Source organism: Stenotrophomonas sp., assembly GCF_032099025.1.
Classification (GTDB): domain Bacteria; phylum Pseudomonadota; class Gammaproteobacteria; order Xanthomonadales; family Xanthomonadaceae; genus Stenotrophomonas.
The window spans coordinates 30065-46305 of the sequence record NZ_DAMCID010000015.1 but is presented as its reverse complement, the minus strand read 5'-3'; the positions used below and the strand labels follow the sequence as shown (position 1 = coordinate 46305).

18 protein-coding genes are annotated in these 16241 nt (G+C 68.0%); 6 read left to right on the top strand and 12 right to left on the bottom strand.

What is annotated here, in order from left to right; translation table 11 throughout:
- Positions 1–99: 99 nt before the first annotated feature.
- From RT456_RS12155 to RT456_RS12145, 3 genes are read right to left on the bottom strand one after another with little or no spacing between them, the layout of a single operon-like run.
- Positions 100–1011 carry a histone deacetylase family protein gene (locus RT456_RS12155; RefSeq protein WP_313346931.1) on the bottom strand — a complete coding sequence of 304 codons (912 nt, stop codon included), beginning with the start codon at positions 1009–1011 and terminating at the stop codon, positions 100–102.
- 24 nt (positions 1012–1035) lie between these two features.
- Positions 1036–1590, bottom strand: coding sequence for a cob(I)yrinic acid a,c-diamide adenosyltransferase (locus RT456_RS12150; RefSeq protein WP_313346928.1), 555 nt, complete (start codon positions 1588–1590; stop codon positions 1036–1038).
- A gap of 11 nt (positions 1591–1601) precedes the next feature.
- Positions 1602–2186 (bottom strand): hypothetical protein, encoded by a 585-nt coding sequence (locus RT456_RS12145; RefSeq protein WP_313346925.1) that lies wholly within the window; start codon positions 2184–2186, stop codon positions 1602–1604.
- 110 nt (positions 2187–2296) lie between these two features.
- On the opposite strand from RT456_RS12145, the gene ubiH reads away from it, so the two are divergent.
- The 4 genes from ubiH (at position 2297) to RT456_RS12125 (ending at position 5754) form a co-directional block, all read left to right on the top strand.
- Positions 2297–3502, top strand: coding sequence for a 2-octaprenyl-6-methoxyphenyl hydroxylase (gene ubiH / locus RT456_RS12140; RefSeq protein ID WP_313346922.1), 1206 nt, complete (start codon positions 2297–2299; stop codon positions 3500–3502).
- A complete protein-coding gene (locus tag RT456_RS12135) occupies positions 3499–4674 on the top strand; it encodes a UbiH/UbiF family hydroxylase (RefSeq protein WP_313346918.1) in 1176 nt (391 codons plus the stop codon). Before ubiH ends, RT456_RS12135 begins: the two co-directional genes overlap by 4 nt.
- A 99-nt stretch (positions 4675–4773) precedes the next feature.
- Positions 4774–5187 (top strand): hypothetical protein, encoded by a 414-nt coding sequence (locus tag RT456_RS12130; protein WP_313346916.1) that lies wholly within the window; start codon positions 4774–4776, stop codon positions 5185–5187.
- Between the two features lie 168 nt (positions 5188–5355).
- The gene (locus tag RT456_RS12125) at positions 5356–5754 is read left to right on the top strand and encodes a hypothetical protein (RefSeq protein ID WP_313346914.1); all 399 of its coding nucleotides are present in this window, start codon (positions 5356–5358) and stop codon (positions 5752–5754) included.
- A gap of 7 nt (positions 5755–5761) precedes the next feature.
- Here RT456_RS12125 and RT456_RS12120 read toward each other — a convergent pair whose 3' ends face one another.
- From RT456_RS12120 to RT456_RS12105, 4 genes are all read right to left on the bottom strand, one after another.
- A complete protein-coding gene (locus RT456_RS12120; protein ID WP_313347070.1) occupies positions 5762–6145 on the bottom strand; it encodes an EF-hand domain-containing protein in 384 nt (127 codons plus the stop codon).
- A 5-nt stretch (positions 6146–6150) separates the two neighbouring features.
- Positions 6151–7197, bottom strand: coding sequence for a 23S rRNA (cytidine(2498)-2'-O)-methyltransferase RlmM (gene rlmM / locus RT456_RS12115; RefSeq protein ID WP_313346911.1), 1047 nt, complete (start codon positions 7195–7197; stop codon positions 6151–6153).
- 24 nt (positions 7198–7221) lie between these two features.
- The gene (locus RT456_RS12110; RefSeq protein WP_313346908.1) at positions 7222–7782 is read right to left on the bottom strand and encodes a nucleoside deaminase; all 561 of its coding nucleotides are present in this window, start codon (positions 7780–7782) and stop codon (positions 7222–7224) included.
- 173 nt (positions 7783–7955) lie between these two features.
- Positions 7956–9704 (bottom strand): glutamine--tRNA ligase/YqeY domain fusion protein, encoded by a 1749-nt coding sequence (locus tag RT456_RS12105; RefSeq protein WP_313346906.1) that lies wholly within the window; start codon positions 9702–9704, stop codon positions 7956–7958.
- Between the two features lie 201 nt (positions 9705–9905).
- On the opposite strand from RT456_RS12105, the gene RT456_RS12100 reads away from it, so the two are divergent.
- Positions 9906–10172, top strand: coding sequence for a DUF2007 domain-containing protein (locus tag RT456_RS12100; protein WP_313346903.1), 267 nt, complete (start codon positions 9906–9908; stop codon positions 10170–10172).
- A gap of 30 nt (positions 10173–10202) precedes the next feature.
- Positions 10203–10853: a peptide-methionine (S)-S-oxide reductase MsrA gene (msrA, locus tag RT456_RS12095; protein ID WP_313347068.1), complete on the top strand. Its 651-nt coding sequence runs from the start codon at positions 10203–10205 to the stop codon at positions 10851–10853.
- 464 nt (positions 10854–11317) lie between these two features.
- Here msrA and RT456_RS12090 read toward each other — a convergent pair whose 3' ends face one another.
- The 5 genes from RT456_RS12090 to ahpC form a co-directional block, all read right to left on the bottom strand.
- The gene (locus tag RT456_RS12090; RefSeq protein WP_313346901.1) at positions 11318–12280 is read right to left on the bottom strand and encodes a transaldolase; all 963 of its coding nucleotides are present in this window, start codon (positions 12278–12280) and stop codon (positions 11318–11320) included.
- A gap of 51 nt (positions 12281–12331) precedes the next feature.
- A complete protein-coding gene (gene rnk / locus RT456_RS12085; protein ID WP_313346899.1) occupies positions 12332–12739 on the bottom strand; it encodes a nucleoside diphosphate kinase regulator in 408 nt (135 codons plus the stop codon).
- Between the two features lie 139 nt (positions 12740–12878).
- On the bottom strand, positions 12879–13832 hold the full coding sequence (gene oxyR, locus RT456_RS12080) for a DNA-binding transcriptional regulator OxyR (RefSeq protein ID WP_313346897.1): 954 nt from the start codon (positions 13830–13832) through the stop codon (positions 12879–12881).
- Between the two features lie 92 nt (positions 13833–13924).
- Positions 13925–15517, bottom strand: a complete 1593-nt coding sequence (ahpF, locus tag RT456_RS12075) for an alkyl hydroperoxide reductase subunit F (RefSeq protein WP_313346894.1) — start codon at positions 15515–15517, stop codon at positions 13925–13927.
- 156 nt (positions 15518–15673) lie between these two features.
- Positions 15674–16237 carry an alkyl hydroperoxide reductase subunit C gene (gene ahpC / locus RT456_RS12070; protein ID WP_068849365.1) on the bottom strand — a complete coding sequence of 188 codons (564 nt, stop codon included), beginning with the start codon at positions 16235–16237 and terminating at the stop codon, positions 15674–15676.
- Positions 16238–16241: the final 4 nt, after the last annotated feature.

Here is a 16241-nt window from a genome sequence, read left to right as displayed (position 1 = left end):
GCTTGCCCCATCCCTTGCATAGGGGCAATGAAGGCCTTTCGCGGGGCGGGGTTCAGGTTCATCCGGAGCGCGGTAGCGCCGGCCGTTGGCCGGCACCCATCACAGCATCGCCCCGACGTGGGCGACCGAGCATTCGGCCAAGGCCTGCAGGTCGTATCCGCCCTCCAGCATGGACACCACGCGGCCACCGCCATGGCGCCGGGCCAGGCCCCGCAGCTCGGCGGTGATCCAGGCGAAATCGTCGGTCTCCAGCATCAGGTCGGCCTGGGGATCGCGCAGGTGGGCGTCGAAGCCGGCCGAGATCAGCAGCAGCTGCGGCCGGAAATCATCGATCGCCGGCAGCATCTCGTCGGCCCAGGTATTGCGGAAGCGGAAGCTGCCGCTGCCCGGGGGCAGCAGGATGTTGAGCAGGTTGCCCGCGCCACGGTCGCGGCGCAGCCCCGAATTGGGGAACAGCCCGGCCTGGTGGGTGCTGTAGTAGGCCACCCGCGGGTCGGCAACGAAGATGTCCTGGGTGCCGTTGCCGTGGTGCACGTCGAAGTCGACCACCGCGATGCGCTCCAGGCCGTAGCGGTCACGTGCATAGGCGGCGGCGATGGCGATGTTGTTGAAGAGGCAGAAGCCCATCGCGGTGCTGGCGGTGGCGTGGTGGCCCGGCGGGCGGACCGCGCAGAACGCCACGGGGTCGTCGCCCAGCATCACCGCATCCACGGCGGCCACGCCGGCGCCGGCGGCGTGCAGGGCCGCGTTGGCCGAGCCGGGCGAGGTCATCGTGTCCATGTCGATCAGGCGCAGCGGCGCGGTCTGCGGCTTGAGCACCAGGTCGATCAGTTCGCTGTCGTGCACCCGCGCCAGCTCACCGAACTTGGCCGGCGGGGCCTGGCGCCAGTCCAGCCGGTCCGGGTAGGCCGCCTGCAGGGCATCAAGCACCACCTGCAGGCGCTGCGGGCATTCGGGATGGCCGCGGCCGGGATCGTGTTGCAGACAGGCAGGATGGGTGAAAACCAGCATGCGGACAGGGTTCCGGTGGGCGGCTCAGCCGTGGCGGCGCGTGTGCTGCCAGAGCACTTCGCCGTGGCCGTCGGCACGGGCCAGCACCCGCGCCAGCACGAACAGCAGGTCGGAGAGGCGGTTGAGGTAGTGCAGCGCCTCGGCGCGAACCGGCTCGTGGCGGGCCAGGCTGACGGTCTCGCGCTCGGCCCGGCGCACGATGGTGCGCGCCAGATGGCAGCGTGCGGCCGCTTCGCCGCCGGCCGGCAGGATGAATTCCTTCAGGTCGGGCAGGTCGGCGTTGTACTGGTCCAGCTGGCGTTCCAGTGCCGCCACGTCGGCGGCCTGGATGGCGGCGTGGCCCGGGATGCACAGCTCGCCGCCAAGGTCGAACAACTGGTGCTGCACGGTGGTGAGCAGCGCCCGCACGTCGTCGGGCAGGGCCACGGCCAGCAGCACGCCCAGTGCCGAGTTGGCCTCATCGACGGTGCCGAAGGCGTTGACCCGCAGCGCGTCCTTCGGCACGCGGCTGCCGTCGCCCAGACCGGTGGTGCCGTCGTCGCCGGTGCGTGTATAGATGCGCGACAGCCGGTTGCCCATGCTGGCGCAGCTCAGTGCAGGGCGTCGCGGCGGGCCTGCAGCAGCTTGGTCACCTGTTCGGTGGTCAGCTGCAGCGCGGCCGCCAAGCCGACATAGATCGAGGCCGTGCGCAGGTAGGGCAGGAACCAGTCTGCATAGTTCTTCAGCCAGCCCCCCGGCGTCGGCGCGGCGACCACGTCGCTGGTCCAGTAGAAGCCACTCTGCGCGAACAGGTGGCAGACCGCCACGGCCGCGATCAGCAATGCCGCCGCCTTGCCCAGTGCCGCCCAGCTGGCGCCGCGATACCCCTGGCGCAGCACCGCACCCCCCGCCCACATGGCGAAGTAGGCCGGCACCAGCAGGGCGGTGCCCGGCGAAACGCAGTAATGCTGCCAGTAGCCGATGCCGCTGGCGCGGATCACCAGCACGTCGATCACGATCGCCAGCACCATCAGCAACGGGAAGGCCCAGCGCGTCCAGCTGCGCAGGTAGAAGCCACCGATGAAGAACACGGCCCACGATGCATCGGGGATCGCCGCGAAGTGATTGACCCGGCTGGCCGCCATGAGCAGCACGAGCACGGACAGGACGAAGGCGCGTTGGGCGTGGGTGGTCATGGCAGCGGCGATGGGAGTCCAGCATTCATTCTAGCGCCTGTGGCGCCGGGGCGGTGCCGGGCGTCCCGGCGCTCATCTCCCGGCAGGTCGCACGCACTATCATGGGCGGCATGAGTGAACGTCATGACGTAGTGATCGTGGGCGGGGGGCTGGTGGGTGCCAGCCTGGCCATCGCGCTGGACCGGGCCGGACGCACGGTCGGGCTGGTCGAGGCCGCGCCGGCCGGGGTGCTGCCGCCTGTATTCGACCAGCGCAACCTCAGTTTTGCCGCCGCCACGGTCAACGCGCTGACGGCGCTGGGGGTGATGCCGCTGCTGGGATCGGCGGTGGGGCCGATCACACGCATCCATGTGAGCCGGGCGGGTGATTTCGGCCGGGTGCAGATGGACGCCGCGCAGTACCAGCGGCCCTGGTTCGGGCAGGTGGTGGTGGCGCGCGATGTCGGCCAGGCACTGGAGACCCGGCTGCAGTCGCTGCCGCACCTGACCCGGTATCGGCCGGCCCGCTTCGTGCGGCTGGGGGCGACGGTGGATGGCCATCGCCAGGTGTTCATCACCGATGAGGGCGGTGAACGCTGCCTGCTGGCGCGGCTGGTGGTGGGCGCCGACGGCACCCGCAGCGCGGTGCGCGAGGCGCTCGGCATCGGGGTGGACGAACACGATTTCCAGCAGACCCTGTTCGTAGCGCGGGTGCGTGCGGCGCGCGCGCCGGATGGCACCGCCTACGAGCGCTTCACCGATACCGGGCCGACGGCGCTGCTGCCGCGCGGCGACCGCCACTACGGTGCCGTGCACGGCGTTGCACGCGACCAGGCCGATGCGGTGCTGGCGCTGGATGACGCGGCCTGGTTGCAGCGGCTGCAGGGCGCGATCGGCTGGCGTGCCGGTCGCCTGCTCGAGAGCGGCCCGCGCAGCGCCTACCCGCTGATCCAGGTGCTGGCCCGCGCGCTGACCGGCGAGCGCAGCGTGCTGCTCGGCAATGCCGCGCAGACCATCCATCCGCTGGGCGCGCAGGGCTTCAACCTGGGCCTGCGCGATGCGCTGACGCTGGCCGAGCTGGTCGCCGAGGCCGGCGACGCCGGCAGCGACGCGCTGCTGCAGGCGCACGTCGCGCGCCGCGAAGAGGATCGCCGCCAGACCATCGCGTTCTCCGGCGGGCTGGCCCGCGTGACCAGCAACCCGGCGCCGCTGCTGCGTCCGCTGCGCAGTCTCGGCCTGCTTGCCGCGCAGGCCACGCCGATGCAGTCGATGCTGGTGGGCGGCGCAATGGGCTTCCGCGGTGAGGTTCCCGCACTGTGCCGTGGAGCGGGCGCATGAACCGCCGCGCGCGCGATGTGACCGTGGTGGGCGGGGGCGTGGTGGGGGCCGCCTGTGCGCTGGCCCTGGCCGACGCCGGGCTGGAGGTGACCCTGGTCGAGGGCCGCGAGCCACCGGCGTGGCAGCCGCAGCAACCGGACCTGCGCGTCTATGCCTTCGCTCCCGACAACGCGCAGCTGCTGCGCACCCTGGGGGTGTGGCCATCGGTACTGGCGGCACGCGCCTGCGCTTACCGGCGCATGCGCGTCTGGGACGCTGCCGGTGGTGAGGAGCTGCGCTTCGATGCCGACACGCTCGGCCGCGAACAACTGGGCTGGATCATCGAGAACGACCTGCTGGTCGATCGCCTGTGGGCGGCGTTGCCGGCAGCGGGGGTGCAGATCTGCTGCCCGGCCCGGGTGGAGGCGTTGGAGCAGGACGCCGATGGAGTGCGCCTGCGCCTGGACGATGGCCGTCGGCTGGAGTCGGCGCTGGCGATCGCCGCCGACGGCGCCGAATCCACCCTGCGCCGGCTGGCCGGGCTGGAGGTCACCCGGCAGGACTATGGGCAACGTGGCGTGGTGGCCTACGTCGACACCGAGCACGACAATCAAGCGACCGCCTGGCAGCGCTTCCTGGTGACCGGTCCGCTGGCGGTCCTGCCGACCGGCACCCGGCGCAGTTCGATCGTATGGACGCTGCCCGACGCCGACGCCGAACGTGTGCTCGCCCTGGACGAGGCGGCGTTCGGGCAGGAGCTGACCCGCGCGTTCGGTGCGCGACTGGGCGCCATGCGGCTGGCCTCGGTGCGGGCCGCGTTTCCGCTGCGGCGCCAGCTCGCCACGGAGTACGTGGCGGGCCGGGTGCTGACGCTGGGCGATGCAGCCCACGTGGTCCATCCGCTGGCCGGACAGGGCGTGAACCTGGGCCTGCGTGATGTGGCCGCGCTGCATGCGCTGGTGCTGCGCGCGCAGCAGCGTCGCCAGGACTGGGCGTCGCCGGACAAACTGCAGCGCTGGGCGCGCGAGCGCCGCAGCGACAATACGGTGTCCGCGTACGGCTTTGACGCAATCAACACGGTGTTCTCCAACGACGAGATGCACGTGACCCTTGCCCGCGGGCGCGCGCTCGGCTGCGTCGGCAAGTGGCCGCCGCTGGTGTCGGCGTTGTGGAAACGCGCGGCGGGGCTGTAGGCGCGTCCGCGCGCCGGGTGATGGAAACATGGAAGCGGTGTTGGGCCAGCTGGGGGATGCTTCCCGGGCTAGCAGCCCCGCCAGCGATCTGGAATATCCATGAAGACCCACCCATCCGCACAGCAACTCTTCCACAAGCTGATGAACTGGGGGCCCACGCGCACCGCGCAGCCGAAGGATCGCTCCGCTGACCAGCTCCGGGCGGTCAACGGGCTGCTGACCGAGGTGAAGAATACGTACCGTTCCACCCCGATGCTCAAGCGGGAGATCGCGCTCCAGGCCTTCGTTGCCAAGGCGGCGGCCGCACAGCAGAACGGTTCGCCGGCATTGCCAAAGGCCGTGCGCGACGATGCCGCGCAGCAGATGCGCGGTATCCAGGGCGAACTGAAGGCACAGCTCAGCGCGGCGCGCCGGGAGCGTGGCCAGCAAGGCAGTACGTCGCACCAGCGCTGCAGGGACCTGGCCGAACTCGTCGCCCAGTCACGCGATGCAAAGCGTCTGTTGAAGAAGTGAGCCGGATTCTGGCGTGCGGTAGTGCGCACGCCGATGTCGCAATTCGCCCACAGTGATCGAAACCTGAAAGTGGCAGCGCCTATGCAACCGGCAGACTGAGTTCGCGTCGTCGATGTGGATCGGATGGATCGGCGGCGCATTCCGTCTTCCAGGACCTGTCGGAGTTCCATGAGCCTCTCCATCAATCCTTTCAGCGCGCTTTGGCAGAAGGTGCGCACGGACACTCACCCCCAAGCCGCAAAGGCCATGGCGGCGAGCCCTGACGAGGCGGTGAAAAAACTGGGCGACCTGGTGCTGTTGATCACCAACAAGGGCCACGAGCACGGCGTCGGCTACACAAGCCGGCCCGCACTCGACGCCGGCACCGAGCTGCAGCGTGTTGTCGACGAACGCAGAACGAATGCAACCCCGCTGACACCGGAGTTCTTCGAGACCCAATTGATGCACGTCGGACAGTTGGAGCCAGACCTGCGGCGCCAGTTGGGCGCCGCGCAGACCGATGCGGCGCGGCAGGTGTTGCAGGAGGCACTGGCGCTGACGGTCCGCCTGCAGCGCTTCCCGGACTAGTCGCGGCTCAGGGCAGCAGCCAGCCGCGCAGCTGAGCGCGGTCCAGCCGGCCGCGGTGCAGGGTGTCGAGCGACGTGAATTCGTCGGCCAGGGCCGGTTTGGCCTGTGCCTCATCGCGGCTGATGAAGCCATCCCCGTCCAGGTCCAGCGTTTCGAAGGCGAAGCGGTACTGGCCGACGACGCTGTCCGGGCGAACAGACCGCACCGTCACCGTGGCTTCGCCGGCAATCGGTGGCAGGGTGACTGCATGGGTGACCTCGCCACTGGACAGCGGCTGGGTGCGTACGCTGGCCGGGACGTCCCGCAGCGGTTCGCTGATCGCCGGCGCGGGCGTGCGCACCTGGGCTGCCGCAGACAGCGGCAGCAGTGCAAGCAGGATCAGCGCCCGCAGGCGCCTCACCGTCCCCTCCACGCCAGCACCGTGATCTCTTCGCGGTCGTGGTAGAGCTGTTTGGCGCGCAGGTTGAGCGGTTTGCCCGCCTGCGCTTCGAACAGTTCCAGGCACAGGCGGGTTTCGTCCCAGCGCTTCTTCATGGGCAGTTTGAGGTTGAAGATCGCATGCCGGCACCAGCCCTCGCGGAACCAGGTGGCCATGCGTTCGGCCACGCGGCGCGGCTGCTCGACCATGTCGCAGACCATCCAGTCGAGTGGTGTTTCCGGTTGCCAGTGGAAGCCGTCCGCACGCAGGTGTTCCACCAGGCCGGTCTCCAGCACGTGCTCGCGCAGCGGGCCGTTGTCCACGCTGATCACGTGCATGTGCTGGCGGGTGAGCACCCAGGTCCAGCCGCCGGGCGCCGCGCCCAGGTCGGCCGCGCGCATGCCGGGTTTGACCAGCTGCTCGCGTTCTTCCGGGCTCATCAGGGTCAACAGCGCCTCGTCCAGCTTGAGCGCCGAGCGTGACGGCGCTTCGGTCAGCAGCTTCAGGCGCGGAATGCCCAGGGCCCACGGCGCGCTGTCGCGGGTGTCAGCCACGCAGACAAAGGCGTGGCGGCCATCCACGAATACCACGTGCAGGCGCGGCAGGCTGGTATTGGGCTTGTCTGTGAGCAGGCCGGCCTTGCGCAGCGCCGGGCGCAGCGCATTGCCGAACGCGCGGGCCAGGCCGGCCAGCGGCTTGCCTTCGTCCGAATCGGGATGTTCCACCCACATGTCGCCGAAGCGCTGCTGGCCCTCCAGAGCCGCCAGGATCGGGGTGATCCGGTCGGTGGGATCCAGTTCGCGCAGCTCGGCCAGCACCACCAGCTTCTGCCGGGCGAAGATCAGCGAGCGCCACGGCAGGGCCTTGGACAGCGCGGCGCCTTCTTCGGTGGCAAACAGCACGTAGCCATCGTTGCGCTGCGTACGCGCATAGCCGGCGATGTTCGCGTAGGCGGCGCGCTCGCTGAGCTCACCGGCCAGTTCTGGTTCGAATCCCTGCCGGCACAGGCACAGCAGCCCGCTCATCGGCGCACGCCCGTGGCGTGGAGATCAGTAATGCGCACCGTTGGTCTCTCCGTACTGGCGCAGTACCGCGCGCGCTGCATCGCGCTCGATGTCGCGCACGACCTCGATGCCACGCGTGTTGAGTTCACCGATCCAGTCGGCCGGCAGGGGGCCTTCGTCGAACGGAGTGAGTTCTTCGACATCCTGCGCGCTGGCGCCGATCAGCAGCCGGTCGATGCCGGCCCAGATGGTGGCGCCATAGCACTGGCAGCACGGCTGCGAGGAGGTGGCCAGGGTGATCGGGGCCAGCACATCGTTCAGGCGCGGCGTCTGCAGGCGCTGCTGGGCCAGCATGTAGGCCATGTTCTCGGCATGGGCGAGCGAGGTGCTGTGTGGCACCACGCGGTTCACGCCCGCGGCGATGACGCGGTCGTCCGGGCCGAACACCACCGCGCCGAACGGGCCGCCGGTCTGTGCCTCGACATTAAGGCGCGACAGCTCGATCGCCAGCGCGACCTTGTCGGCGTCACCGGGATAGGCACGGCCCAGGTCGATCTGGTCGTGGATCCAGGCGGGCAGGGTGAGGTGGACTTGCGCGTACAGCATCGGAATGGGGCCTATGGGTATTCGGGTGGGGCGGGCGCAGTGTATCGGGCCGGGCGTGGCGCCGCCGTGTCCGCGCTGAACGCTGGCACGCAGGCGCGCCCGGCCAACCCTGCCTGGGCAGGATCGGCGCGGTGGAGATGGCAGGGCCGGCGCAGCACGCCGGCCCGGGCGGCTTACGCCGACCAGGTATCGCGCAGGGTGACGCTGCGGTTGAACACCGGCGCGGCGGCGGTGTGGTCACGGCGGTCGGCGACGAAGTAGCCGGTGCGCTCGAACTGGAACGACTGCTCCGGTGCGGCGGTGGCCGCGGCCGGTTCGATGTAGCCGGTCACGGTGCGACGCGAGTCCGGGTTGAGGTAATCGCGGTAGGTCTTGCCCTCGGATTCGTCGTCCGGGTTGGGCACCGAGAACAGGCGGTCGTACAGGCGGATCTCGGCCGGCACGGCATGCGCGGCGCTGACCCAGTGGATGGTGCCCTTGACCTTGCGGTTGGCGCCTTCCATGCCCGGGCGCGATTCGGGATCCAGCCAGCCGCGCAGCTCGGTGATGGTGCCGGCGTCGTCCTTGATCACCTCATCGCAGCGGATGATGCCGGCGCCGCGCAGGCGCACTTCGCCGCCCGGCACCAGGCGCTTCCAGCCCTTGGGCGGAACCTCGGCAAAGTCCTCGCGCTCGATCCACAGTTCGCGTGCGAACGGAACCTCGCGGGTGCCGAATGCTTCGTCCTTGGGGTGATTGGAGAAGGTCAGGGTCTCTTCGTGGCCGTCGGGCAGGTTGGTCAGCACCAGCTTGACCGGATCGACCACCGCCATGCGGCGCGCGGCGGCGCTGTCGAGGTCTTCGCGCAGCGCGCCTTCCAGCACGCTGAAGTCGATCATGGAGTTCTGCTTGCTGATGCCCACGCGTTCGGCGAACAGGCGCATTGCCGCCGGGGTGTAGCCGCGGCGGCGCAGGCCCTGCAGGGTCGGCATGCGGGGATCTTCCCAGCCGTCGACCAGCTGTTCGGTGACCAGCGCCATCAGCTTGCGCTTGCTCATCACGGTGTAGTTGATGTTGAGGCGCGAGAATTCGATCTGGCGCGGCTTGGCGGCCTCACGCGGCAGGCCGCGATCCACCAGCGGCTGGGTCAGCGCATCGTTGTGGGCGAAATCGACGTTGTCCACGCACCAGTCGTACAGCGGGCGGTGGTCTTCGAACTCCAGCGTACACAGCGAGTGGGTGATGCCTTCGATGGAATCACCCAAGGCATGGGCGAAGTCGTACATCGGGTAGATCGGCCAGGCATTGCCGGTGTTCTGGTGCTCGACATGCTTGATGCGATACAGCGCCGGATCGCGCAGGTTGATGTTGCCGCTGGCCATGTCGATCTTGGCGCGTACGGTGCGTGCGCCGTCCGGGAATTCGCCGGCGCGCATGCGCGCGAACAGGTCCAGGTTTTCTTCAACGCTGCGTTCGCGCCACGGCGACGGACGGCCGGGTTCGGTCAGGGTGCCGCGGTAGGCGCGCACTTCCTCGGCCGAGAGGTCGCAGACATAGGCTTTGCCGTCGCGGATCAGCTTCTCGGCGGCGAGATAATAGGCGTCGAAGTAATCCGAGGCGTGGCGCAGCTCGTTCCATTCAAAACCGAGCCAGCGCACGTCGTCCTGGATCGCGGCCACGTACTCGGGATCTTCCTTGGCCGGGTTGGTGTCATCGAAGCGCAGGTTGCACACGCCGCTGAACTCGCCGGCGATGCCGAAGTTCAGGCAGATCGACTTGGCATGGCCGATGTGCAGGTAGCCGTTGGGTTCCGGCGGGAAGCGCGTCTTGATCGCGGAATGCTTGCCGGCGGCCAGGTCCTCGCGGACGATCTGACGGATGAAATCCCGCTTTTCGAGGGTTTCCGGAAGGGCGTCGGTAGGGGCGGCAATAGGCTCGGACATGATGCGCAGGCAGAAGGCAGAAAGATCGCCAGTCTAACGCGTCCCTCCGGGACGCGTTAGACAGCGAATTTCCGGTGCCGCCTGGAGCCGGCCAGCGGCCGGCACTACGCGAATTTCCGGTGCCGCCTGGCGCCGGCCAGCGGCCGTCACTACACGGTCTCCGGCGTATGCTGGCCCTGTCCCCCTTCCGGAGCCCCGCCCATGCACGTGATCTACCAGGCCGACAACCTGTTCGACGCCCATCTGGTCAAGCATGCGCTGGAGGCGGCGGGGATCCCGGCGTTCGTGTTCGGTGAGTCGCTGCTGGGCGGCATGGGCGAGCTGCCGCTGTTCGGGGTGCTGCGGGTCTGCGTTCCTGATCTGGCGCGGCCGGAGGCGGAGCAGATCGTGGCCGGGCTGGACTTGGGCGGGCCGCTGGACGACCCCATATTCGATGGTGACGAAAGCGCCGGCCTGTTGCCGGCCTAGGAGACCGCCATGTTGGGAATTGCCAAGGGCCTGTTGGGCATCGGTGCGTTCAAGCAGCGCCTGCCACGGCCGGAAGAGGCGCTGCCGGGCCGTGAGCACGCGCTGCCGCTGCACAACCAGCACTACGTCAACAGCCACCCGCTCAAGGACGGTTTCGCGGGCCTGCAGCGCATCCGCTTCGCGATGGGGTGTTTCTGGGGCGCCGAGCGCATGTTCTGGACGCTGCCAGGGGTCTACTCCACCTCGGTCGGCTACGCCGGCGGGGTGACCGCGAACCCGACCTATGAAGAGGTCTGCTCCGGTCTGACCGGGCACACCGAAATCGTGGACGTGGTGTTCGACCCCGCCATCATCAGCCAGGACGCGCTGCTGCAGGTGTTCTGGGAAAACCACAATCCCACCCAGGGCATGCGCCAGGGCAACGACACCGGCACCCAGTACCGCTCGGCGATCCACGCCACCAGCCAGGCCCAGTTCGATGCCGCCCTGGCCAGCCGTGATGTCTACCAGCAGCGCCTGACCGAGGCCGGCCTGGGTGAGATCACCACCGAGATCGTGTTCCCGGCCCCGGAGTATTACTACGCCGAGGATTACCACCAGCAGTATCTGGCCAAGAATCCGAATGGCTATTGCGGGATTGGTGGGACCGGGGTTAGTTGCCCAATCGGCGTTGGGGCTTGACAGCTCCGGATTGCAGATGATTCTGCGGCTGACGGGCTGACGGGCTGACGGGCTGACGGGCTGACGGGCTGACGGGCTGCCGGGCTGCCGGGCTGTCGCACGGCAGCTGCATGCATCTGGGCGAACAGCCGCTGTCCATTGCATGGTCTGAGTTGGGCCGGCGGGTGCGTAGGTAGCCACGGAAGTTCAACCGCGGTGCCGATGATTTTCATGCGTTACCGGGCGCGGTGGCGTTCCGTGCCGCCGTTCGGGAATCGACGCTACCGCCCCCAGGTCCATTCCGCGTAGAGCCACGCCCTGCGTGGCTGCCTGTTGCATCCGGGCGCGACTCACCATCTGGGGCTGGCCGACGGCCGCCCTGCTCGGATGAACTGAAATGCCAGCCGTTCGCGGAAACCCTAAAAAAACGGGACGGATGCGATCTCAGCATCCGTCCCGCTTTTACATCGTCAAACAACCAGTGCTTACAGCCGCTCGCGGATCGTCTGGCGCAGGGCTTCCAGGTCCTTGGCGAAGGCGTCGATGCCGGCGGCCAGCTTCTCGGTGGCCATCGGATCGGCGGCCAGGTCGGCGGCGAATTGCGCGGCGTTGATCGGCGTGACCGCGATCGATTCGGCTGCACCGGCCACCAGCTTGCGCGGCAGCTCGCCGTGGTCGGCGTCCAGCTTTTCCAGCAGGTCCGGCGAGATCGTCAGGCGGTCGCAACCGGCCAGCGCTTCGATCTGTGCCGTCGAACGGAACGAGGCGCCCATCACCACCGTCGGCGAACCGCGACGCTTGAACTCGGCGTACACGCCGCGCACGAACACCACGCCCGGGTCCGCATCGATGTCCGCCGGTGCCTGGCCATTGGCCACGTACCAGTCCAGGATGCGGCCCACGAACGGCGAGATCAGGAACGCGCCGGCCTCGCTGCAGGCCAGTGCCTGGGTTGGGTTGAAGATCAGCGTCAGATTGCAGTCGATGCCTTCGGCCTGCAGCTGGCGCGCTGCGTCCACGCCCTCCCAGGTCGCCGCGATCTTGATCAGCACCTTGCTGCGCGGTACGCCGGCCGCCTCGTACATCGCGATGAACTGCCGCGCCTTGGCCACCGTGGCAGCCGTATCGTGGGCCTGGTCCGCATCCACCTCGGTGGATACGCGGCCCGGCACCAGCGAGCTCAGCAGCGTGCCCACACCCACCGTCAGACGGTCGGCCACGGCGTGCACGATCGTCTCGCGCTCACCCTGCTGTTCCCGGCCCCAGGCCAGCGCGCGTTCGATCAGGTCCGCGTATACCGGCAGGTCCAACGCCTTCTTCACCAGCGTCGGGTTGGTCGTGCAGTCGACCGGCTTCAAGCGCTTGATCGCCTCATAGTCGCCCGTATCGGCAACGACAACGGAGAGATCACGCAGCTGGGTGAGTTTGGACGGCGATGCGGTGCTCATTGCGACTCCTGGAGCGGAACGTGGGCCCTGCGCGATGCGCGGCAGGGACGGTCAATTCGGGGTGGGGTTGTGGACGGCCGTGACCCGCAGGCGCAACTTGCGGCCACCCGGCGCATCCCAGTCCATCGACTGGCCGACGGCCAGGCCCAGCAAGGCGGTGCCTACCGGCGCAAGGATCGACACCTTGCCCTGGTCGACATCGGCTTCGCGCGGATAGACCAGCGTCAGCACGTGCTTGTCGCCGTGCAGCTCATCTTCGCACTCCACGCGCGAATGCATCATGACGATGCCCTCAGGCATCTCTTCCGGCGCCACGACGGTCGCACGGTTGAGTTCCTGGGCCAGCGCCTGGCCGGCCGGACTCTGGCCGTTGGCGGGCGATTCCAGCATGGCGTCCAGACGGTCCATGTCGCGGCTGGAAACAGTGATGGATGGGGGTAGTCCGCTGGAAGTGGACATATGAAGCTCCTTACGTGTGTGGAAGACCCATGCAAAAGGCGGCGCCTGCTGGCACCGCCTCGTTCTATTGTGCTGCCTATCGTGAACGGATGCGACCCGTCGCCGGGTCGCCTTGATACAGCCGGTTCAGCGTTGGCGGTCAGGCCCTCGGCCGCGCCCGCGGGGGCGCCAGCGCGGTATCGCTGCTGTCCAGCGAGAACAGGCCCTGCGGCAACTTCTTGAACTGCTCCGCCAGCTGTTCCAGGAACCCGGTCATGGCCGAACTGCGCCGCCAGGCCATCGCGATGCGCCGGCTGGGGCGGTCATCGCCCTTGAAGTCGAGCAGGCGGATGTTCTCCGAACGCGGTACCGGCGGCTTTACCGACAGCGTCGGCAGCAGGGTGATGCCGACATCGGCCGCGACCATCTGTCGCAGCGTCTCCAGGCTGGTGGCCCGGAACTCGGACTTCTCGTTCGCGCCGAACAGCCGGCAGACCGCCAGTGCCTGGTCGCGCAGGCAGTGGCCGTCCTCGAGCAGCAGCAGCTTCTGCGACGACAGCTCCTGCACGTCCAGGTGGTGGCGACGCGCCAGCGGGTGTTGGCCAGAAACGGCCAGCAGGAAGGGCTCTTCGAACAGGAACTCCGCATGCAGCTGGTCATCGTCCAGCGGCAGCGCCAGCAGGGCCGCGTCGAGCCGACCCTCGCGGAGCCGGGTCAGCAGCTCGTCGCTCTTTTCTTCCACCAGCAGCAGTTCCAGGTTCGGGAACCGCCCCCGGATGTTGGGGATCACGTGCGGCAACAGGTACGGGCCGAGGGTGGGGAAGATGCCCAGCCGTACCGTGCCCGCTTCCGGGTCGCGGCTGCGCCGTGCAGCTTCCTTCATCTGTTCCACTTCGGCCACGATGGAGCGGGCGCGAGCGGCCGCCTCCACGCCTGCCGGGGTGAGCATGACCTTGCGCGGTGCGCGCTCGACCAACGGCAGGCCCAGCTCATCCTCGAGCTTGCGGATCTGGGTCGACAGCGTGGGTTGGCTGACGAAGCAGGAAGCAGCAGCCCGACCAAAGTGTCGATGGTCGGCCAGCGCCACCAGATATTTCAGATCACGTAGGTTCATTTCCTTGTACCTCTAGACGGTAATGGACCGGGTGATGGCGTGGTTTACCCAGCAGGTAAAAAAGGTTCCCGGCGAACCGGGAACCCGACGTTTCAGGCAGCTTCGGCGACAGCGCCGCTGCTCTTGGGAACGGATGTACGGATCAGGTGATCAAAGGCGCTCAACGCGGCCGTCGAACCGGCGCCCATCGCGATGATGATCTGCTTGTACGGCACGGTAGTGCAATCACCTGCTGCAAACACGCCGGGAATACTGGTCTGGCCGCGGTCGTCAATGACCACTTCGCCGCGCGGCGACAGCGCCACCGAGTCTTTCAGCCATTCGGTGTTCGGTAGCAGCCCGATCTGCACGAAGATGCCTTCGAGCTCGACCCGGTGCGCATCGCCACCGACGCGGTCTTTGTAGACCAGCCCGTTCACCTTCTGGCCATCGCCCAGCACTTCCTGGGTCAGGGCGCTGGTGATGATGGTGACGTTGCCGAGGCTGCGCAGCTTCTTCTGCAGCACTTCATCGGCGCGCAGTGTCTCATCAAACTCCAGAAGGGTCACATGCGTCACCAGGCCGGCCAGATCGATCGCCGCCTCGACGCCGGAGTTGCCGCCGCCGATCACCGCCACGCGCTTGCCCTTGAACAGCGGGCCGTCGCAGTGCGGGCAGTAGGCCACGCCCTTGTTGCGGTACTGGTCTTCGCCGGGCACGTTCATCTGGCGCCAGCGCGCACCGGTGGACAGGATCACCGAGCGCGACTTCAGCGACGCGCCGTTCTCCAGCTTGATCTCCACCAGGCCGTCGTCGCTGGCGGGCACCAGCGCGCTCGCGCGCTGCAGGTTCATGATGTCCACGTCGTATTCGCGCACATGCTGTTCCAGCGCCGTGGCCAGCTTGGGGCCTTCGGTTTCCTTGACCGAAATGAAGTTCTCGATCGCCATGGTGTCCAGCACCTGCCCACCGAAGCGCTCGGCGGCCACACCGGTGCGGATGCCCTTGCGCGCGGCGTAGATCGCCGCCGCCGCACCGGCCGGACCGCCGCCGATGACCAGCACGTCGTACGGAGCCTTGGCGGCGATCTTCGCGGCGTCGCGCTTGGCCGAACCGGTATCCAGCTTGGCCACGATCTGCTCCAGGCTCATGCGGCCCTGGTCGAAGATCTCGCCGTTGAGGTACACGGTGGGCACCGACATGATCTGGCGGGCCTCGACCTCGGCCGGGAACAGCCCGCCGTCGATCGCCACGTGCTGGATGCGCGGATTCAGCACGGCGGCCAGGTTCAGTGCCTGGACCACGTCCGGGCAGTTCTGGCACGACAGCGAGAAATAGGTCTCGAACTTGAAGTCGCCTTCCAGCCCCTGCACCTGCTCGATCACCTCGGCCGTCGCCTTGGACGGGTGGCCGCCCACCTGCAGCAGGGCCAGCACCAGCGAGGTGAACTCGTGGCCCATCGGCAGGCCGGCGAACGCCAGGTGGATGTCCTGGCCGGGCGTGGTCAATGCGAAGGAGGGGGTGCGCTCGGCGCCATCGCGGCGCACGTCCAGCGTGATCTGGTTCGACAGGCTCACCAGGGTCTCGAGCAGCTCCAGCATTTCCTGCGACTTCGCGCCGTCGTCCGCATGGGCGGTGATCTGGATCGGACGGGTGACGCGTTCCAGGTAGGTCTTCAGCTGGGACTGGAGGGTGGCATCCAACATCGAAAAACTCCTTGATTCAGGCAAAGGAACGGCGTCGACGTACCGCTACGGTACATCTGGGCGGCGTAGGGGTGAACCGAAGCGGGCGCGGCGCGCACCGGCTTCGGTTCACCCCCACCCCCGTCGGGACGGGAATGGGGATGAGGCGTTGCGGGATTAGATCTTGCCGACCAGGTCCAGCGACGGGGTCAGGGTCTTCTCGCCTTCCTTCCACTTGGCCGGGCACACCTGGTTCGGGTTGGCGGCGGTGAACTGGGCAGCCTTCAGCTTGCGCAGGGTCTCGGAGACGTCACGGGCGATCTCGTTGGAGTGGATCTCCAGGGTCTTGATCACGCCTTCCGGGTTGATGATGAAGGTGCCGCGCAGGGCCAGGCCTTCTTCGGCAATGTGCACGCCGAAGGCATTTGTCAGCTGGTGGGTCGGGTCGCCGACCAGCGGGAACTGGGCCTTGCCGACGGCCGGCGAGGTTTCGTGCCACACCTTGTGCGAGAAGTGGGTGTCGGTGGTGACGATGTACACCTCGGCACCGGCCTTCTGGAACTCGGCGTAATGGTCAGCCGCGTCTTCGATCTCGGTCGGGCAGTTGAAGGTGAAGGCGGCCGGCATGAAGATCAGCACGGACCACTGGCCCTTCAGGGTGCTGTCGGAGACCTTGATGAACTCGCCATTCTGGTAGGCATTGGCTTCAAACGGCTTGATCTGGGTGTTGATGAGCGACATCGAT